Raw genomic sequence first — 16,269 nt, 5'->3', positions numbered from 1 at the left:
GTATAATTATATATTATACATTATTAATGTGAGGAGTAAAATAAAACCTGTAACGCATGTGAATGAACGAATTTCAGATTGAATTAGAGAACATGATAATGAAACCAAATGGCAGATGAACATTAAATCATAGTTAAGGGAGGCTGGTCAGAGATGAGTACGACCAAACAGCAGCAACAGCCCTTGGGCCCATCAAGCTGGACGACCAGAAGAGATGAGAAACATAGCAGAATGCAAAAGGTAGAGTCTTTACTCAAGGGAAAGGTACTGCCGACAGAGCAAATTGTAAATGCACTTGAGTTGCTCATCCGACCGGGCGATCGTGTTGTACTGGAAGGAAATAATCAGAAACAGGCCAGTTTTTTGTCTGCTGCACTGGTTCAGGTCGATCCGGAGAAGGTCAATCAATTACACATGATTATGTCGAGTATTTCACGTCCGGATCATCTGGACATCTTTGAAAAAAAGATCGCTTCGAAGCTTGATTTTTCCTATTCGGGTTCACAAAGTCTTCGGATGTCGCAGATGATTGAGGATAACAGTATCGAGATTGGCTCGATTCATACTTATCTGGAGTTGTATGGTCGATTATTCATTGATTTGATTCCAAATGTTGTGCTGGTGGCGGCGGATAAAGCAGACCGTCAGGGGAACCTGTACACCGGAGCCAATACGGAGGAAACACCAACCATTATCGAAGCAGCAGCCTTCCGTAACGGAATCGTTATTGTACAAGTGAATGAACTGGTGGATGAGGTTCCACGCATAGATATTCCTGGCGCATGGGTGGATCTGGTTGTTGAATCGGATCGGCCGTATCAGTTGGAAGCTCTGTTTACACGGGACCCGCGTCAAATCAAAGAGACTCATATTCTCATGGGCATGATGGCGATCAAAGGTATATATGCCAAACATAACGTTCAATCGCTGAATCACGGCATTGGGTTTAATACGGCGGCAATTGAATTATTGCTTCCGACTTACGGGGAGTCACTTGGATTGCGTGGAAAAATATGCAAACACTGGGCGTTGAATCCCCATCCCACATTAATTCCGGCAATTGAGAGTGGCTGGATTGAAAGTATCCATTCTTTTGGCGGCGAGGTAGGGATGGAGAAGTACACTGCGGCTCGTCCGGACGTATTTTTCACAGGACCTGATGGCTCCATGCGTTCTAACCGTGCGCTCTGTCAAGTGGCAGGTCAGTATGCAGTGGATATGTTTATTGGTTCCACATTACAAATCGATCCAGAAGGCAACTCATCAACGGTGACCTCCGGTCGTCTCAGCGGATTCGGCGGCGCGCCCAATATGGGACATGATCCACATGGACGCAGACATGATACCGAAGCCTGGCTGAACATGATGAATGGAGATGGGCCGCTGGTTCGGGGTAAAAAATTGGTCGTACAGATGGTGGAAACATTCCAGAACGGAGAGAGGCCAACCTTTGTAGATTCCCTGGATGCCATCCATGTCGGTCAGGAAGCTCATCTGCCCATTGCTCCTGTCATGATCTATGGTGAGGATGTGACACATGTGGTGACGGAAGAGGGGATTGCCTATCTGTACAAAGCACAGAACATCGAAGAACGCAAACTCGCGCTCGCGGCGGTTGCCGGTGTTACTCCGCTCGGACAGGCTCATGATGCAAGCTTGAATGAACGTCTGATCAGTGACGGACTGATTGCGTTCCCGGAACAGTTGGACATTCGCCGCACGGATGCCAGACGGTCGCTTCTGGCAGCTAAAAGTGTCGAGGAGCTGGTGGAATGGTCCAGTGGACTGTACAATCCACCTTCCAAGTTCCGCAGTTGGTAAGTTCTAAGAGGAATACACCTGGCTCTATGTGGCAGGACTTGAAGCCGATGAAGCTGGCTTTGGCCAGTTCGGCAGCACAGAGATGCGGCGTGCTGCTTGGTGAACTGGCCGTGCAGGCGTTGATTGATGAGGCGGAGTTGACGCCAAAGCCGGGTCTTGTTGATCTGCGTGACAATGGCGCGCATACAGATCTGAACGTGGAGCTGATGCGCCGCTCGGCACGGGCGCTGCGGCCTGCCTTTACAGCGATGGGTGAGGCAGGATGGGCACAGGCTGCGGATCAATCGCTGCGTGAACGCCTGGCTGCGATTGGGCGTGACGGTGAAGCCAGTATGCTCGCAGCCACAGGCGGGACCAACACACATCGCGGAGCTGTGTGGGCACTTGGGTTGCTCACCGGCGCTGCCGCGGTGAGTGGGCCCGGCCATGGCGCGGCTGAGATTGCAGCCGTCGCCGGGGCGCTTGCCCGGCTGCCCGACCGGCATGCGCCGCAGCAGCGGGCGTCGAACGGGCAGCGTGTGCAGCGCCGCTACGGCGCACGCGGCGCGCGGGAAGAAGCCGAAGCAGGCTTCCCGCACGTCGTGGACATTGGGCTGCCAGCGCTACGCGCAGCCCGGAGTGCAGGGCGCACAGAAACGCAGGCGCGTCTGGATGCGCTCCTGGCCATCATGGCAAGTCTCGAAGATACTTGCCTGCTGCACCGCGGCGGGCACGATGCCCTCGCCGCCGCAAGAAGCGGTGCCGCCACTGTGCTGTCGCGGGGTGGCAGCGGCACCGCGGAAGGCATGGCTGCCCTGGAGCAACTTGGCAGCCGCCTTGTCGGCATCGGCGCTTCCCCTGGCGGAAGCGCGGACTTGCTGGCTGCGGTCTTATTTCTCGACCGCATAGATCAGAGTGCGTCAACCGAGCTTGGTGCATGTCCGCTCGCAACGAGTCAGTTATAACAGAAACAATTTGGAGGTGCAGGACACCATGGAAACCATGACTTTTAATTATAAAACATCACGTAAGCTGGAAGGTAAAGCCCATGTCGGGGTGGCTGGTTCAGGAGATCTGGAGCTGTTGATGGAACCGTCTGCGGACGGGCAGGCACATGTCGAGATCCGAACAACGGCCAAAGGATTTGGCGATATATGGCGGGCAGGATTGGACCGGTTTTTTCAAAAGCACGACGTGGCGGTATCGATCCAAATCAATGATTTTGGCGCAACGCCAGGTGTTGTGAATCTGCGTTTGGCCCAAGCGATGGAGGTGCTGACCCATGAACAATAAGGCAGAATGGATGGCGGTAAAAGAGAGCTTCATTGAGCTGCGTGCGCGTGATCGTGCCAAGTCGGTATTGGACGAAGGTACATTCCGCGAATTGATTGATCCGTTTCAGCGTGTGGAATCCCCCCATCTTCCGCTTCAGGGCATCGTCCCGCAAAGTGATGACGGTGTGGTCACCGCCCGGGGAACCATTGATGGACAACCTGCTGTTGTTATTGCGCTAGAGGGGGCATTCCAGGGGGGCGGCATCGGCGAGGTATGTGGTGCCAAAATCGCCGGGGCTTTGGAGCTGGCGTTGCAGAACCATGAACAGGGTGTACCGACACGTCCGGTGTTATTGCTTGAAACTGGCGGGGTACGTCTGCAAGAGGGTAATTACGGTCTGCTGGCTATTGCCGAGATAGGTGCAGCAATTGTAGCTTTACGTCCTCATACACCTGTTGTCAGTGTGATCTCAGGGATGATTGGCTGTTACGGCGGGATGTCGATCTGTGCAGCAGGTTTGTCCAGTCATCTGATCATGACACGTCAGGGCCGAATGCAGTTGAACGGGTCCGAGGTTATTGAACAGGAGGCAGGGATCGCCGAACTTGATTCGGGTGACAAACAAAAGATCTGGTCCATGGTGGGTGGCAAACAGCGTGTCGAAGCCGGATTTGCAGATCAGTTGGTTGAAGATGATATTGGCCAGATTAAACAAGCCATTCGGGATTCATTCCAGCAAGGTGTCAAAAAAATAAACCGGAGCGCACAAGTGAAGCTCTATCAGCATCTGCTTGCCGAGATTGGCAGTGCAGAGAATCTCAAGCCGGAAGATGTGCGCGAATTATGGAAGAATCGCAAGGACGAAACGGGCGCAGAGAAGCTGGAGCAACTTCGTCAAGGATGGGCCTCCAGTTCCAATTCGTCAGGAACACGGGGAGAAATGTGGTTCCACTTGCTGGCGGATCATGGGGATATCAGACAAGGGCAAGCACCTTCTGTTCTGTGTGCAGATGGTCGAATCGGGGAGGAAAACGTCAGATTCATCTCGGTTGTTCCTGATCCCAATGCCAGATTTGTTCGTGCCCGCAACGGCGAAGTGGGACTGGACGAGGGCTGGAGTATTGCAGCTTATGTGCGTGAAGCCATGGAAGCAGATCAAGATGGTCAGCGCCGTACAATTGTAGCAATCGTTGATGTACCAAGTCAGGCCTATGGTTATCGTGAGGAACTGCTAGGAATACATCTGGCTTGCGCAGCGGCAGCAGATGCATATGCATCTGCTCGATTAGCAGGCCATCCGGTGATCGCCCTGATCGTGGGCAACGCGATCTCCGGTGCTTTCCTGGCACACGGGATGCAGTCCAATCGCCTTATCGCCTTTAATGATCCAGAGGTTACGGTTCAGGTCATGTCCAAACAATCTGCCGCGCGCATCACTCGTCGCAGTATTGAAGAGCTTAATGAAGCAGCGACCAAAGTGCCAGGGGCCGCATATGATGTGCAGTCTTTTGCCAAATTGGGTGCCCTCCACCAACTGGTTGATGGGATTAACGCATCCTCACCCGATCCGTCTGATGTAGAGAAGGTTCAGCATATTCTTACGGATACCATACAGGAAATACGTCAGTCCCCGGTGGACCTCCGTTCCCGTCTGACCTCCGAGGCGGCTCAGTCTGGTCGTGCAGCTTCTGTTCATGTGCGCAAGCTGCTGAAGGAACAGTGGGACCAATAGCCAGACCTTTTCAAGTGCATGACCTGTTAAAGATTCACGGGAATGCTGTGCTGAGGGGAGAACAGCCGGTTCCAGCGTGGGTCATCACCACAATGAGCAAGAATCCTTGGGTTGTTGTTCGCAGGGCAGAGCAAACCGCGGAGAACATTCCAGTTGGCGTCCGAGGGTCAGAGCGGCATTTACGCTGGGCCGCCTCCGTCTCCGCAGACGATGTAATTGCTAGGGTAAGCCCAGAGCAGTTGGTGGCAGATCAAGCATGGTATAACCTCCCGGAGGAACGTTGGCATATCCCTGCGATCGCTATGCTGCAGCAGGTTGCTGAATTCTGGAGCAGGACGGAACGGATCTGGGGTCCGGGAGGCAGTGTTGGATTTGAGCTGGCTACAGGGCAAGAGGTCACACGTCCGGAAAGCGATTTGGATCTGATTCTTCGTTTACCCGAACGACTTTCACCTGAGCTGGCAACAGAACTGCTGGAAAAGCTAACTACACATTTGAGCATCTCCGGTAAATGGAGCGGAGTTCGGCTGGATGTACAGGCAGAAACTGCGGCAGGATCGTTCTCGCTGGCGGAGTGGGCCAGAGGGGGCTCGAAGGTGATGTTAAAAACATGCTCAGGTCCTATACTTACGAATGATCCATGGGAGATTTCGAAATAAGGGAGGAGAAATAGAATGAGTCTAGTCTTCTTATTCCCTGGTCAGGGAGCCCAGCGTCCAGGCATGCTCCATGAATTACCCTCTCATCCGGCAATTCAGGCGACACTGCATGAGGCCAGTGAGATTCTGAACATGGACGTGCTGGCACTTGATACTCAGGCATCACTGCAGACAACCGACCACGTACAACTGGCATTGTGCATCAGCGGCGTTGCTGTGGCTCGGGCCCTTCAGAAGGAAGGTGTGAAGCCAGCCTATGTGGCGGGGCATTCCGCAGGAGCTTTTGCAGCAGCGGTTATATCGGGCGCAATAACGCTCAAGGACACGTTGCCGCTGGTCCGGTTACGAGGTGAAGGCATGATGACAGCTTACCCGGAAGGTTATGGCATGGGCGTTGTGACAGGACTTCTTCGGCGTGAGGTAGAGGTTGTAGTGAATCAGATTCATACTGAAGAGAATCCGGTGTACATCTCAAATCTGAATGCACCTACCCAGATTTCGATCGCAGGCAAACTGGAGGCCATCGACAAGGTGCTCGCTACATGTCTTAAGAATGGAGCCCGCAAAGCCATACGGCTGAACATGAACGTGCCTTCCCACTGCAAGCTGCTGGACCCCGTTTCTTTGAAGTTAAAGGAAGCCATCGGTCATATTCAAATGAAAGAACCTCTTATTCCTTACGCGGGCAATGTCAGAGGACGTGTACTGCGGACGGCCAATGACATCGGACAGGATCTTGCCACCAACATTGCGCATCCCGTCCGCTGGGATGAGGTGTCCACGCTGATCTATGAATTGGGAGGAAGGCTTTTTCTGGAGATGCCCCCGGGACAGGTTTTGTCAGATTTGTCGAGAGAGGCTTTTGCTGAGGCACGTACTGCTGCATTACAAATGACCAGTCTTGAATCTGCCGTTGTGTTGTCTGAAAGATACAGCGATGGCGTGTGAAGCCATAGGGTATGAAAGGATAGCGATTTCCGCATCGTGTTGTTGAAAAATCGACCGTCAATAAAATAAGAAATGCGAACTATTGTTCTTATTTTGTTTTCGTTGTAAAATCGGAACTGGGCCGTATTGTTCCCGATTTCTTCGAAAGGACGTTTTTGCATCATGATGGGAAGATCCCACCTTATTATCGGGACAGGCGTGTCGCTTTCTGTTCTGCAGTTGGCCGGTATGCCGGTGACTGCGCCGGCAGTTACGGTTGCTCTGATTGGTTCGTTATTGCCTGACATCGATGAGCCGAATTCGCTGCTGGTATCCAGAGCCTTGCCTAACAGTTTGATCAGGTTGTTACAGACGATTCTGTTGCCCACAGCTGTATTTGTGTACTTCTATGTTCATGCCAAACCATGGAACCTGTTGCTTGCGATCCTCATTGCGCTCGTGTCATTCCTGCCTTCGCGTTCGCTTCGCAAAGTGTTGATGTTTGCGATTGGACTGGGGCTAGTCTTCTATGGTCACGCATTTGCCCCGTGGAATCTGATTGCAGGCAGCCTGCTTATGCTGTGCACCACGCTAACTCATAGGGGATTAACACATACCTTATATGGAACTGCGGTATGGGCTGGTTTACTCTACAGCACGACCCAGCAGCAGGGACCGGAGATCTGGGTAGCGGGAGGCACGGCATATGCGATGCATCTGTTGGCCGATTCACTAACCAATCGGGGTATTCGTCCGTTACCTCCGCTCAAGTGGCGCATACGGGTGAATCTGATGAGTACAGGGACCAAGCGTGGGGCCGTTGTAGAGAATGTCTGCATTGTGCTTACCCTTATTTTGGCCTGGATTGCATTCTCGCCGCTATTTCTATAGCCATACCTATAAACGCCAGCCTGCATATTGTAGGCTGGCGTTTATAGGTATGCATTTCATAATGAATGGATCGTAATAACCTAGCCAATTCAGGATTAAGATGGTGAATCAGTAAGGTCGTCAATATCGGAAGAACCAAATACAAATAAAACAACAAGAATGACAATGATCAGTAGCTCAGCGAACCCATTTCCGTCAAAGTCAGACATCACTTCAACCTCATTTCTTGGCGTTTAAGAATTAATTCTCTGTTGAAATGCCTGTATAACACCATTAAGCGTCATATCGCCGCCAGTTTCATCCAGGAATTGTACCAGTTTGTCTGAATTGGAGGGTGTGACCTTTTGAAGTGTTTTATATTGACCAACTAATTCTACAACCAATGTAGCCTCACGAAACAACGTGACTGCATCCACTCTCAACTTTCCGCTCACCAATAGCGCTGCTACAATCAGTTCGAGATTTTTCCCTTTGAGGCTTCCATTAAGGAGGGTGTTAGCAGCGTTTGGTTTTTTGTTAGAACCTTTATTTGATTTTCCGTTCCTTCCCACTGCCATAACAGGTCCCCCACTGGTTGGTGTTTGGTTATTGATCTTCCATTATCGTATATCTTATGTGGCATTCTCCATAATGTTCAACCTATTAAACTAGTTGATTAAACCAAAAAAAGAGACATCCCGGTCTGACGGGACATCTCGTTCAGGTACATCATATTTAAGGACTTTTCTTTTAACCGAACTACGCGTTATTAATAATGGTATTCATTGTTGTCCGATCCAGACCTTTGACCAGTTTCACAATCAGTTCTTTGGCCGCATCGTAGTCATCCGTATGAATGATGGAAGAAGACGTGTGGATATAACGTGCGCAGATACCAATAACTGTTGATGGTACACCAATGCCACTTAAGTGAACTTGACCTGCATCGGTACCACCTGGTGAGATGAAATACTGCATTTTGATCTGATTGGATGAGGCCGTATCTTGAACATATTCCACCATTCCGCGATGGGTGAACATACCCGGGTCAAAAATACGAAGCAATGCGCCTTCTCCGATATGTCCAAATGACTGTTTGTCACCTGTCATATCATTCGCCGCGCTACAGTCAAGTGCAAAGAAGATATCAGGCTGAATCAGATTGGCCGCCGTACGTGCACCGCGAAGCCCCAGTTCTTCCTGAACCGTTGCACCAGCGTAAAGCGTGTTAGGCAGTTTTTCCTTGTGCAACGCTTCAACCAGTTCAAGTGCAAGTCCTACGCCGTAACGATTATCCCATGCTTTGGCCATGATTTTTTTCGGGTTCGTCATCGGCGTGAATTCACAGATCGGTACGATCTGCATACCTGGGTGGATGCCCCAAGATTCTGCTTCCGCACGGTTGTCTGCCCCAATATCGAGATACATGGAATTCAGATCAACAGGTTTGTTCCGCTGGGACTCGTCCAGCAAGTGTGTAGGTGTAGAACCTACAACTCCGGTAATGCGACGATCCGGTGTGATGATTTCCAATCGCTGAGACAGTACAGCCTGACTCCACCATCCACCCAGTGGACGGAATTTGACCATACCCGTTTCCGTAATGCCTGTAGTCATGAAACCAACTTCGTCAAAGTGTCCGGCTACCATAACTTTAGGACTGGATTCCTCCCCGCGTAATACACCAAATAGACTCCCCAGGCGATCCTGGACGAACTCATCGGTATAAGCAGAAAGCTTATCTTTCATCCAGCCGCGAAGCTCACGTTCAAAACCGGATGCGGAAGGGAATTCCGTCAACGTACGGAACATATCCATCGTTTTTTCATTCATGTGTCAACAACTCCTCTGTTGGTATGTATTTCAGGTCACAGTAGAACGGCTACCCGCCTGTTGTCCTTTTAAGATGTAGTTCAAAAAGTCTTTTATCTTTTTGAACATGCACTTTAATATGCTGAGGACTTGTTATTTAACCACTGGTCACATTACAGTATGAACCTTGCGCAAGTGATTGTCCATGTTTATGTCACGTATTTAAGGCATATTTTGGGCGCTTACCGTGTCCAAGTTTCATGATTCTATCCGCTGTAGTCGCAGTCCTGATGCCACTTCAATGAATATGAATATATGGAGGAGATGTCATCATTTTTTGAAGTTCTTCATTTCAATATTTGTTTGTCTGTTTAAAGGAAGGAGCTAAATATACAATGAAGCCTCCAGAAGAGGGCACGGAAAAAGTACTGTTTATCGTTCTTTTTATCTTGCTCGTGATTGTTCTTCTTTATTTATAGACGTATCTAAAAGTCCTCAGATCCGGCGTATTCCCATCTTGTTTTCACAACATAATCTTGTTGGAAACATATGCTGTCTGTCGCCGGATACATAACCTTCCGATTATTAACAAACAATGAATATAGGATTACACACATTGGCATTCAGCCGTAGCTTTGAACCATTTTCACATAGAGGAGGTCTTGTATCTTGCCAGCTCAATCTGCATCCGGAAGCGAAAAAAAATCATCGTCCCTGTCCATGGATGAAAAGGAGTACAAAAAAGTCGCAAAAAAACATGAGCCGCCTCGTCCAATCCTGAAAAATTGCCTCAAAGCATTTCTGGTTGGGGGTACCGTCTGTTTAATTGGACAGGCCATTCAAGAGGCTTTTATGGCCGGTTTCGACATGACATCGAAGGAAGCTTCCAGTCCTACGGTAGCGGTCATGATTCTCATATCGGTTATTCTAACGTGTCTCGGCGTTTACGATAAAATGGCTCAATGGGCAGGAGCGGGAACTGCTGTACCGGTTACCGGCTTTGCCAATTCCATGTGTTCTGCTGCACTGGAACATCGGGCTGAAGGACTGGTGCTCGGTGTAGGGGCCAACATGTTTAAACTTGCTGGTTCCGTTATTGTGTTTGGTGTTGTGGCAGCATTTGTCGTAGGGATCGTTTATGCCTTTTTGGGATTTGGAGGTGGGCACCTATGAAGCGATTGGGTCGTCAAACGTGGCAGTTTGAAAATCGTCCGCGAATTATCGGTAAAGCTACAGTTGTAGGACCAGAAGAAGGCGAGGGTCCACTGTCATCTGATTTCGATTATGTCTATGACAACCTCGAGATCGGCGAGAAGACGTGGGAAAAGGGAGAACGCAAACTGCTCGAACAGGCCTCCCAACTGGCTTTGGTTAATGCAAATATCACCAAGGAAGAGCTCCACTTTTTTGTTGGTGGAGATCTGATGAATCAGATTATCAGCAGTTCCTTTTCAGCACGAAAACTGGGTGTACCTTATCTGGGTGTCTTTGGTGCTTGCTCCACATCCATGGAAACATTAGCTCTGGCCTCCATGATTGTTGACTCCGGAGCTGGAGATTATGCCCTTGCAGGAACGGTGAGCCACAACTGTACGGTGGAAAAACAATTTCGTTATCCGACGGAGTATGGCTCCCAAAAGCCGCCTTATGCGCAATATACCGTCACAGGAGCAGGGTGTGGTGTGGTCTCCCGTACTGGTGATGGTCCCGTTGTTACCAAAGCCACCATTGGACGCATTATGGACTTGGGCATCAAAGATCCCTTTAATATGGGTTCAGCCATGGCGCCAGCAGCAGCTGACACTATAATCTCTCATTTCAGGGATACGGGATTGGAACCCGGCTATTATGATCTCATTGTGACTGGGGATTTGGCTTCCGTCGGTCTGCCTATTACGAAAGAGCTTTTGCAAAAAGAAGGCATTCCCATGGAACAGACAGTTTTTAATGACTGCGGCCTGATGATCTATGATCGGGAGAAACAGCCTTATGTGGTTGCCGGGGGAAGTGGCTGCGGATGTTCTGCCACCGTCACCTATGGTCACATTTTGAACCGGATGCAGAAGGGTGATCTTAAACGGGTTCTCGTTGTTGCTACCGGGGCGCTGTTATCTCCGATTTCGTACCAGCAGGGTGAAAGTATTCCTTGTATTGCACATGCCGTAGCCATAGAAAAGGAGGGATAAAGGTAATGCAGTTCTTGTGGGCATTTATTGTTGGTGGTTTAATCTGTGTTATCGGACAGCTTCTAATGGATGGGGTTAAACTGACGCCAGCTCATACCATGAGTACACTTGTTGTGACAGGTGCGCTTGCGGATGCATTTGGCGTGTATGACCCCTTGGTTAAATTTGCAGGTGCGGGTGCTACCATCCCCATCACAAGTTTCGGTAATTCCTTGGTGCACGGGGCATTGACGGAGCTGGAAAAAGAGGGATGGCTGGGTGTGATTACAGGTATTTTCGATCTGACTGCGGCGGGGATTTCGTCAGCGATCATCTTTTCTTTTCTCGCGGCATTGGTGGTTAGACCAAAAGGCTAACATAGAATGAGAAATCTCCTTGAACATATTACGATTCAGCAGAGGCTTCGGATAACTTTTATCCGGGCCTTTTTTGTCGTATTCATGCGAGAACTGCGGTGAATCTGACGGGCTGGAAACAAATTGTGAGTTCCTTCGAGTGTACTCGTGACTCTGGATCATGTACAATAAAAGGAAATCTGTATGCTTTTTTAGGAGGTTAGACCACATGCCTGTGCGCAAAGAGTCGATCCAAATCATATCCGCAGTTCGTTCTAATCTGGAATCCTGTATTATGGGGAAATCCTTTGAAATTCAACTTTTACTTACAGCTTTGCTTGCAGGCGGGCACGTTCTGATTGAAGACGTACCGGGAACTGGCAAAACGCAATTAATCAAGGCATTATCGAAATCTATGCGTGGTGAGTACCGGCGTATTCAATGTAACCCTGATATTTTACCTAGTGATATTACGGGCGTATCTGTGTTCCATCCGAAGGATGAACGTTTTTATTTCCGGCCAGGTCCTGTGATGACCAACATTTTGCTAGCTGATGAGATTAACCGGGCCACAACAAAAACCCAATCGGCTCTGCTCGAAGTTATGGAGGAGCGCAGCGTAACCGTTGATGGCGATACGTATGACCTGCCACATCCATTCATGCTCTGTGCAACTCAGAATCCGATTGATTTTGAAGGTACGTATACTTTGCCGGAAGCACAACTCGACCGGTTTATGTTGAAAATAAGTCTAGGTTATCCCGATAAAGAAATTGAGAAAATCCTATTGAAACAGCATCAGCTCGGTCAGCCTGTTGATCGCCTTGAATCCGTGACTCATATGGACCAGATCTCGGCAATTCAGCAGGAGATTAAAGAGGTCTTTATCGGTGATCCGGTTATGGACTATTTGCTGGATGTTGTTCGTCAAACCCGCTCCCACCCATCTGTATTGCTGGGTGCCAGCCCACGGGCAGCCATATCGTTCATGATGGCCGTAAAAGCCTTTGCTTTCTTGCAGGAACGTGATTATGTGCTTCCGGATGATGTGAAAACGATGGCCCCTTATGTGATCTCTCATCGTATTGTGCTTCGTCCCGAATCGAGACTGGACAGTATGAGTTCCGAGGCTGTTTTGAATGCCGTACTCCAGCAAGTACGCGTGCCCGTCTCCATGGGGCAATAGTTCATGAAGCCGCTTTTGAGAACAGTTAATAGAGGGTTACGCCACCCACGCGTATGGAGCATCGCAATGGTGTGGATGTGCTGTTTGGCTTATGTTTTGTTTCAGGGCGGGAAGACATCCCTTATGTTGCTGTCGATGGTGACCCTGCTCTGTGTGTATCTTGCCATTGCTGGATTTAGCGGGGTAAGACGTGCTCAAGGAGTTCGTAGGTTATCTTCTGGTCCAGACCACGAAGAATTGCTGCATGCGGGTGACCAGGTTCAAGTACAGCTGAGTCTGACGATTCCGGGATTCCTCCCGCTTCCTTATGTTGTTGTGCGTGAAATGCTGCATCGGCATAACGGAGAATCGTGGTCGTTCAAGGAAAGTTTGATTCCCAATATGCGAGGTAATGGCGAGTTGTCTTTTCAGACACCGCCACTTGAGCGGGGGAAGTATGTTTTTTCAGAAACGGAATGTGCCAGCGAGGACATATTTGGACTGATTGAACATCGAGGAAAGTTTAAGGCCAAAGGTGAGTTTCGCGTACTGCCAAGAACGGTATTTATTCCATATTGGCAGCTTTACGACCGCAAATCACGGTTATCCGGTCCTCAGACGGCGTTAACCCGCTCACGGAGAGAGACCACTCAGATCAATGGTGTACGTGACTACGTATACGGAGATCGACTTTCCCGCATTCACTGGAATGCAACGGCAAAGACAGGGAACTGGAAGTCCAAGGAGTTTGAACATGAGTCTGTGCCCAAAACCGTTCTGGTTTTGGATGCGCTGGCATCAAGTTATGAACATGGGGATGCATTTGAAATTGCCGTTTCCACGGCTGCCTCTCTGCTGGAGTATGGTGTCAGGGAACGAATGGGGATGGGGTTATTGACATTGTCAGACCAGACATCCTTCATGGCCCCCAGTGAAAGTCTGATGGAACGACAGAAGATGATGCATCATCTGGTGGATATTCAATATAACGGTCAGGATACCCATCTGTTGCCCGGCGTGGAAAGAATCGCACGTCAACTGCCTCAGGGAGCTTACTTTGTCGTGATTTCTCCCCAGAAGGATGAAAAAATAATGGAACTGTTGCGCTGGGCCGATACGCGGGGCATGACGCCATGTCATATTCTGATCGATACCAGTGAATCCCGCCGGAGTGCCGAGTGGAATGCCATGTTGCGTGGAAGAGGCACGAGGTCATTCACTGTTTCTCACTTGCAGGAGCTTCCAACGGTGATGGGGGGAGGTTCTGTATGAGTACAAAAGGAAATGAGAGTATTACAGGCAAACGATCCTGGTATCATGCAGCGTCATTGCTCTGGATTTTCCTGATTGGAATGCAGTGGATTTCATTTACGCAGGAATCGTGGTACACGGAGACCACTTCTCTGGTGTTATGGACACTTGCAGCGGTCAGTGTGCTGGAGGTCATTCTGCCCTTCAAAACGATCTATCGGGCGATCATCAAGGCGGTCGTTGTTGGTTACATTTTGCATAAAACGCTAATTGATTATACGGTGTACATCCCTTATGGCTCTTTAACGGACCGAGCGGAACAATTCATATTACACATGACGCCGTACATCTGGTTCTCCCTGTGTGCATGGGTGATGCTTGAAGCTGCGCTTCGACTCGTGACCACAACACGTCGCATTCTTGTTTTTCTGGGTGTTAACATCATTTCGATGGGGATTCTCGATTCTTTCACTCAGATTCCACTCTGGATTGAAATCGCGTGGGTGATGTTTGCGGGGATGGGATGGCTCGTATGTCAGCATTTCCGTAACTATCAGCTACAGTATCCACAAGGTTGGAAACGAATCATCCGGTATCCTTATAAAGTCCTGGCCAATATTGCCATTATCTTTTCTTTGATTATTGTAGCCAGCGTTAATATGCCGGAGATTCCACCCACCTTGACGGACCCATATACGGCGTGGCGTAACTATACCGGAACTTCCACAAGTCAGGCTGGTAACGGAAACCTTGATATTCCCGCGGCTACCGAATCGGGATACAGCAGGGAAGACAATCAGCTTGGTGGAGGATTCAACTTCGACTATACCCCTGTCATGTCTGTCACGACCAATGAGCGCAGTTACTGGCGCGGTGAGACACGTGCAGAGTATACAGGCACAGGTTGGGATGACCGTGGACGGGGTACGACAGAGAATGTTCAAGCTGGACAGCCTCTGGAGAACGAAGAATCCGGTAATGTGAATACCAAACAAGTAACTCAGAACGTAACGATGCTGAATGATAATGTCTATCCGATTCTCTTTGGTGCTTATTCGATCTCGGAAGTGAGCTCTATTAATGGTCAGGACAGAACGGAACGGATGTTGTGGAATGCCGAACAGGCTGAACTGCATGTGGTGACAGACCGTCAGCAACCACAGTATCCCAAGACATATACTATCGTATCGGAAGCCCCTGTGATTGTGGAAGATGAGCTTCGTACGAAGTCATTTGAAGATCTGTATAACAGTAATTCTGCAGATGATATGTACTTGCAGTTACCATCCCGTTTCCCTGACCGGGTTTCGGATCTGGCAGCCGAGATAACGGCATCTGCGAATACTCCGTATGAAAAAGTGGCATTACTGCAAAACTATTTACAAACTAATTTTGAATACACAAACAATCCGGATTTATCTCGAAAAGTAAGCAGCGACTTTGTGGAAGGTTTCCTGTTCGATATTATGGAAGGCTACTGTGACTACTTCTCCACTGCGCTGGTGATGATGGCGCGCTCGGAGGGCATTCCTGCAAGGTGGGTTAAAGGTTATGCGCCTGGACAACTGTCCCTGAATTCGGACATGCAGGCTCCACGTCAACCTGGCGCGGAGATTGAGACGACCTACACCGTTACCAATGCAGATGCACACTCCTGGGCAGAGGTTTATTTTGGTGAGTATGGATGGATTCCTGTTGAAGCAACGCCAGGCTTTGATATGCCGCTGCTGACGGAACAGCCGAATGTACAGCCTGTAGATGAGCCTGAAGAAGAGCCAGAAGAGGAGCCGGTACAAGAGGAAGAGCAGACCCCTGCACCTGAGCAGACATCGTCTGCCATCCCGACTTTTGTTATCTGGGCTGCAGGAGCCATCATCGTATTGTGGGTAGCATACATGTTCTGGCGTAATCGTTTCTCCATGCGATTCTTCCTGCTTCGTCTACGGACAGGTGGACCGCTCACCCCTGAACAGAAGGTAGTGGCAGAGACCGAGCGTTGGATTCAGTATGTGAAACGCAAAGGGTTGACCCGGAGCGGAGACGAGACACTTCGTGAATCGGTAACTCGCTGGAGCCAAGCCAAACCGGCTGCAGAAGCTACATTGCATGAGCTTCTCACGAAGTTTGAACAGACTCGTTACAGTCCGGCGTCCGTAACTGCCGACGACTGGAAGGGCGTCTATCAGACCGCCTTGAAGCTGCGGAAGGAACTGAAAGCGGAACGGGCATAGTTGTTGCCCGTCCCGTTTTTCCTTTT

The 16,269-nt window shown here is 49.7% G+C and carries 15 protein-coding genes; 13 read left to right on the top strand and 2 right to left on the bottom strand.

Translation table 11 applies throughout. From position 1 onward, the window contains the following. Nucleotides 1-153 precede the first annotated feature (153 nt). From mdcA to J2Z28_RS01105, 7 genes are all read left to right on the top strand, one after another. Nucleotides 154-1,821, top strand: coding sequence for a malonate decarboxylase subunit alpha (gene mdcA, locus J2Z28_RS01135; protein WP_211080848.1), 1,668 nt, complete (start codon nucleotides 154-156; stop codon nucleotides 1,819-1,821). Nucleotides 1,822-1,868: 47 nt separating this feature from the next. Next, nucleotides 1,869-2,765, top strand: coding sequence for a triphosphoribosyl-dephospho-CoA synthase (locus J2Z28_RS01130; RefSeq protein WP_211080847.1), 897 nt, complete (start codon nucleotides 1,869-1,871; stop codon nucleotides 2,763-2,765). 28 nt (nucleotides 2,766-2,793) lie between these two features. Further along, on the top strand, nucleotides 2,794-3,093 hold the full coding sequence (locus J2Z28_RS01125; RefSeq protein WP_211080846.1) for a malonate decarboxylase subunit delta: 300 nt from the start codon (nucleotides 2,794-2,796) through the stop codon (nucleotides 3,091-3,093). Beyond that, on the top strand, nucleotides 3,083-4,807 hold the full coding sequence (locus J2Z28_RS01120; RefSeq protein ID WP_244988028.1) for a biotin-independent malonate decarboxylase subunit beta: 1,725 nt from the start codon (nucleotides 3,083-3,085) through the stop codon (nucleotides 4,805-4,807). The genes J2Z28_RS01125 and J2Z28_RS01120 overlap by 11 nt, the downstream gene beginning before the upstream one ends. Beyond that, a complete protein-coding gene (locus J2Z28_RS01115; RefSeq protein WP_211080845.1) occupies nucleotides 4,795-5,466 on the top strand; it encodes a malonate decarboxylase holo-ACP synthase in 672 nt (223 codons plus the stop codon). Before J2Z28_RS01120 ends, J2Z28_RS01115 begins: the two co-directional genes overlap by 13 nt. Before the next feature lie 15 nt (nucleotides 5,467-5,481). Next, complete coding sequence (locus J2Z28_RS01110; protein ID WP_211080844.1) at nucleotides 5,482-6,414, top strand: ACP S-malonyltransferase; 933 nt, start codon at nucleotides 5,482-5,484, stop codon at nucleotides 6,412-6,414. A gap of 162 nt (nucleotides 6,415-6,576) precedes the next feature. Further along, the gene (locus J2Z28_RS01105) at nucleotides 6,577-7,284 is read left to right on the top strand and encodes a metal-dependent hydrolase (RefSeq protein ID WP_211080843.1); all 708 of its coding nucleotides are present in this window, start codon (nucleotides 6,577-6,579) and stop codon (nucleotides 7,282-7,284) included. Nucleotides 7,285-7,517: 233 nt separating this feature from the next. Here J2Z28_RS01105 and J2Z28_RS01100 read toward each other — a convergent pair whose 3' ends face one another. Together J2Z28_RS01100 and J2Z28_RS01095 are read right to left on the bottom strand one after the other, a co-directional pair. Beyond that, nucleotides 7,518-7,841: a hypothetical protein gene (locus J2Z28_RS01100; protein ID WP_211080842.1), complete on the bottom strand. Its 324-nt coding sequence runs from the start codon at nucleotides 7,839-7,841 to the stop codon at nucleotides 7,518-7,520. A gap of 181 nt (nucleotides 7,842-8,022) precedes the next feature. Beyond that, on the bottom strand, nucleotides 8,023-9,096 hold the full coding sequence (locus J2Z28_RS01095) for a M42 family metallopeptidase (RefSeq protein WP_211080841.1): 1,074 nt from the start codon (nucleotides 9,094-9,096) through the stop codon (nucleotides 8,023-8,025). Nucleotides 9,097-9,744: 648 nt separating this feature from the next. On the opposite strand from J2Z28_RS01095, the gene spoVAC reads away from it, so the two are divergent. From spoVAC to J2Z28_RS01065, 6 genes are all read left to right on the top strand, one after another. Continuing rightward, entirely contained in the window at nucleotides 9,745-10,248 is a 504-nt protein-coding gene (spoVAC, locus tag J2Z28_RS01090; RefSeq protein WP_036615164.1) for a stage V sporulation protein AC, read from the top strand. Beyond that, a complete protein-coding gene (gene spoVAD / locus J2Z28_RS01085; protein WP_211080840.1) occupies nucleotides 10,245-11,261 on the top strand; it encodes a stage V sporulation protein AD in 1,017 nt (338 codons plus the stop codon). The genes spoVAC and spoVAD overlap by 4 nt, the downstream gene beginning before the upstream one ends. A 5-nt stretch (nucleotides 11,262-11,266) precedes the next feature. Then, the gene (gene spoVAE / locus J2Z28_RS01080; RefSeq protein ID WP_036615159.1) at nucleotides 11,267-11,617 is read left to right on the top strand and encodes a stage V sporulation protein AE; all 351 of its coding nucleotides are present in this window, start codon (nucleotides 11,267-11,269) and stop codon (nucleotides 11,615-11,617) included. A gap of 208 nt (nucleotides 11,618-11,825) precedes the next feature. Continuing rightward, the gene (locus J2Z28_RS01075; RefSeq protein ID WP_036615157.1) at nucleotides 11,826-12,782 is read left to right on the top strand and encodes an AAA family ATPase; all 957 of its coding nucleotides are present in this window, start codon (nucleotides 11,826-11,828) and stop codon (nucleotides 12,780-12,782) included. A 66-nt stretch (nucleotides 12,783-12,848) separates the two neighbouring features. Then, nucleotides 12,849-14,033: a DUF58 domain-containing protein gene (locus J2Z28_RS01070; protein ID WP_223200005.1), complete on the top strand. Its 1,185-nt coding sequence runs from the start codon at nucleotides 12,849-12,851 to the stop codon at nucleotides 14,031-14,033. Then, nucleotides 14,030-16,243, top strand: coding sequence for a DUF4129 domain-containing transglutaminase family protein (locus J2Z28_RS01065; protein WP_211080839.1), 2,214 nt, complete (start codon nucleotides 14,030-14,032; stop codon nucleotides 16,241-16,243). Before J2Z28_RS01070 ends, J2Z28_RS01065 begins: the two co-directional genes overlap by 4 nt. Nucleotides 16,244-16,269: the final 26 nt, after the last annotated feature.

The organism is Paenibacillus xylanexedens (genome assembly GCF_017874615.1).
GTDB lineage: Bacteria > Bacillota > Bacilli > Paenibacillales > Paenibacillaceae > Paenibacillus > Paenibacillus xylanexedens.
Note: the sequence above shows the minus strand (reverse complement) of the source record. Positions and strands in the feature narration are given on the sequence as shown.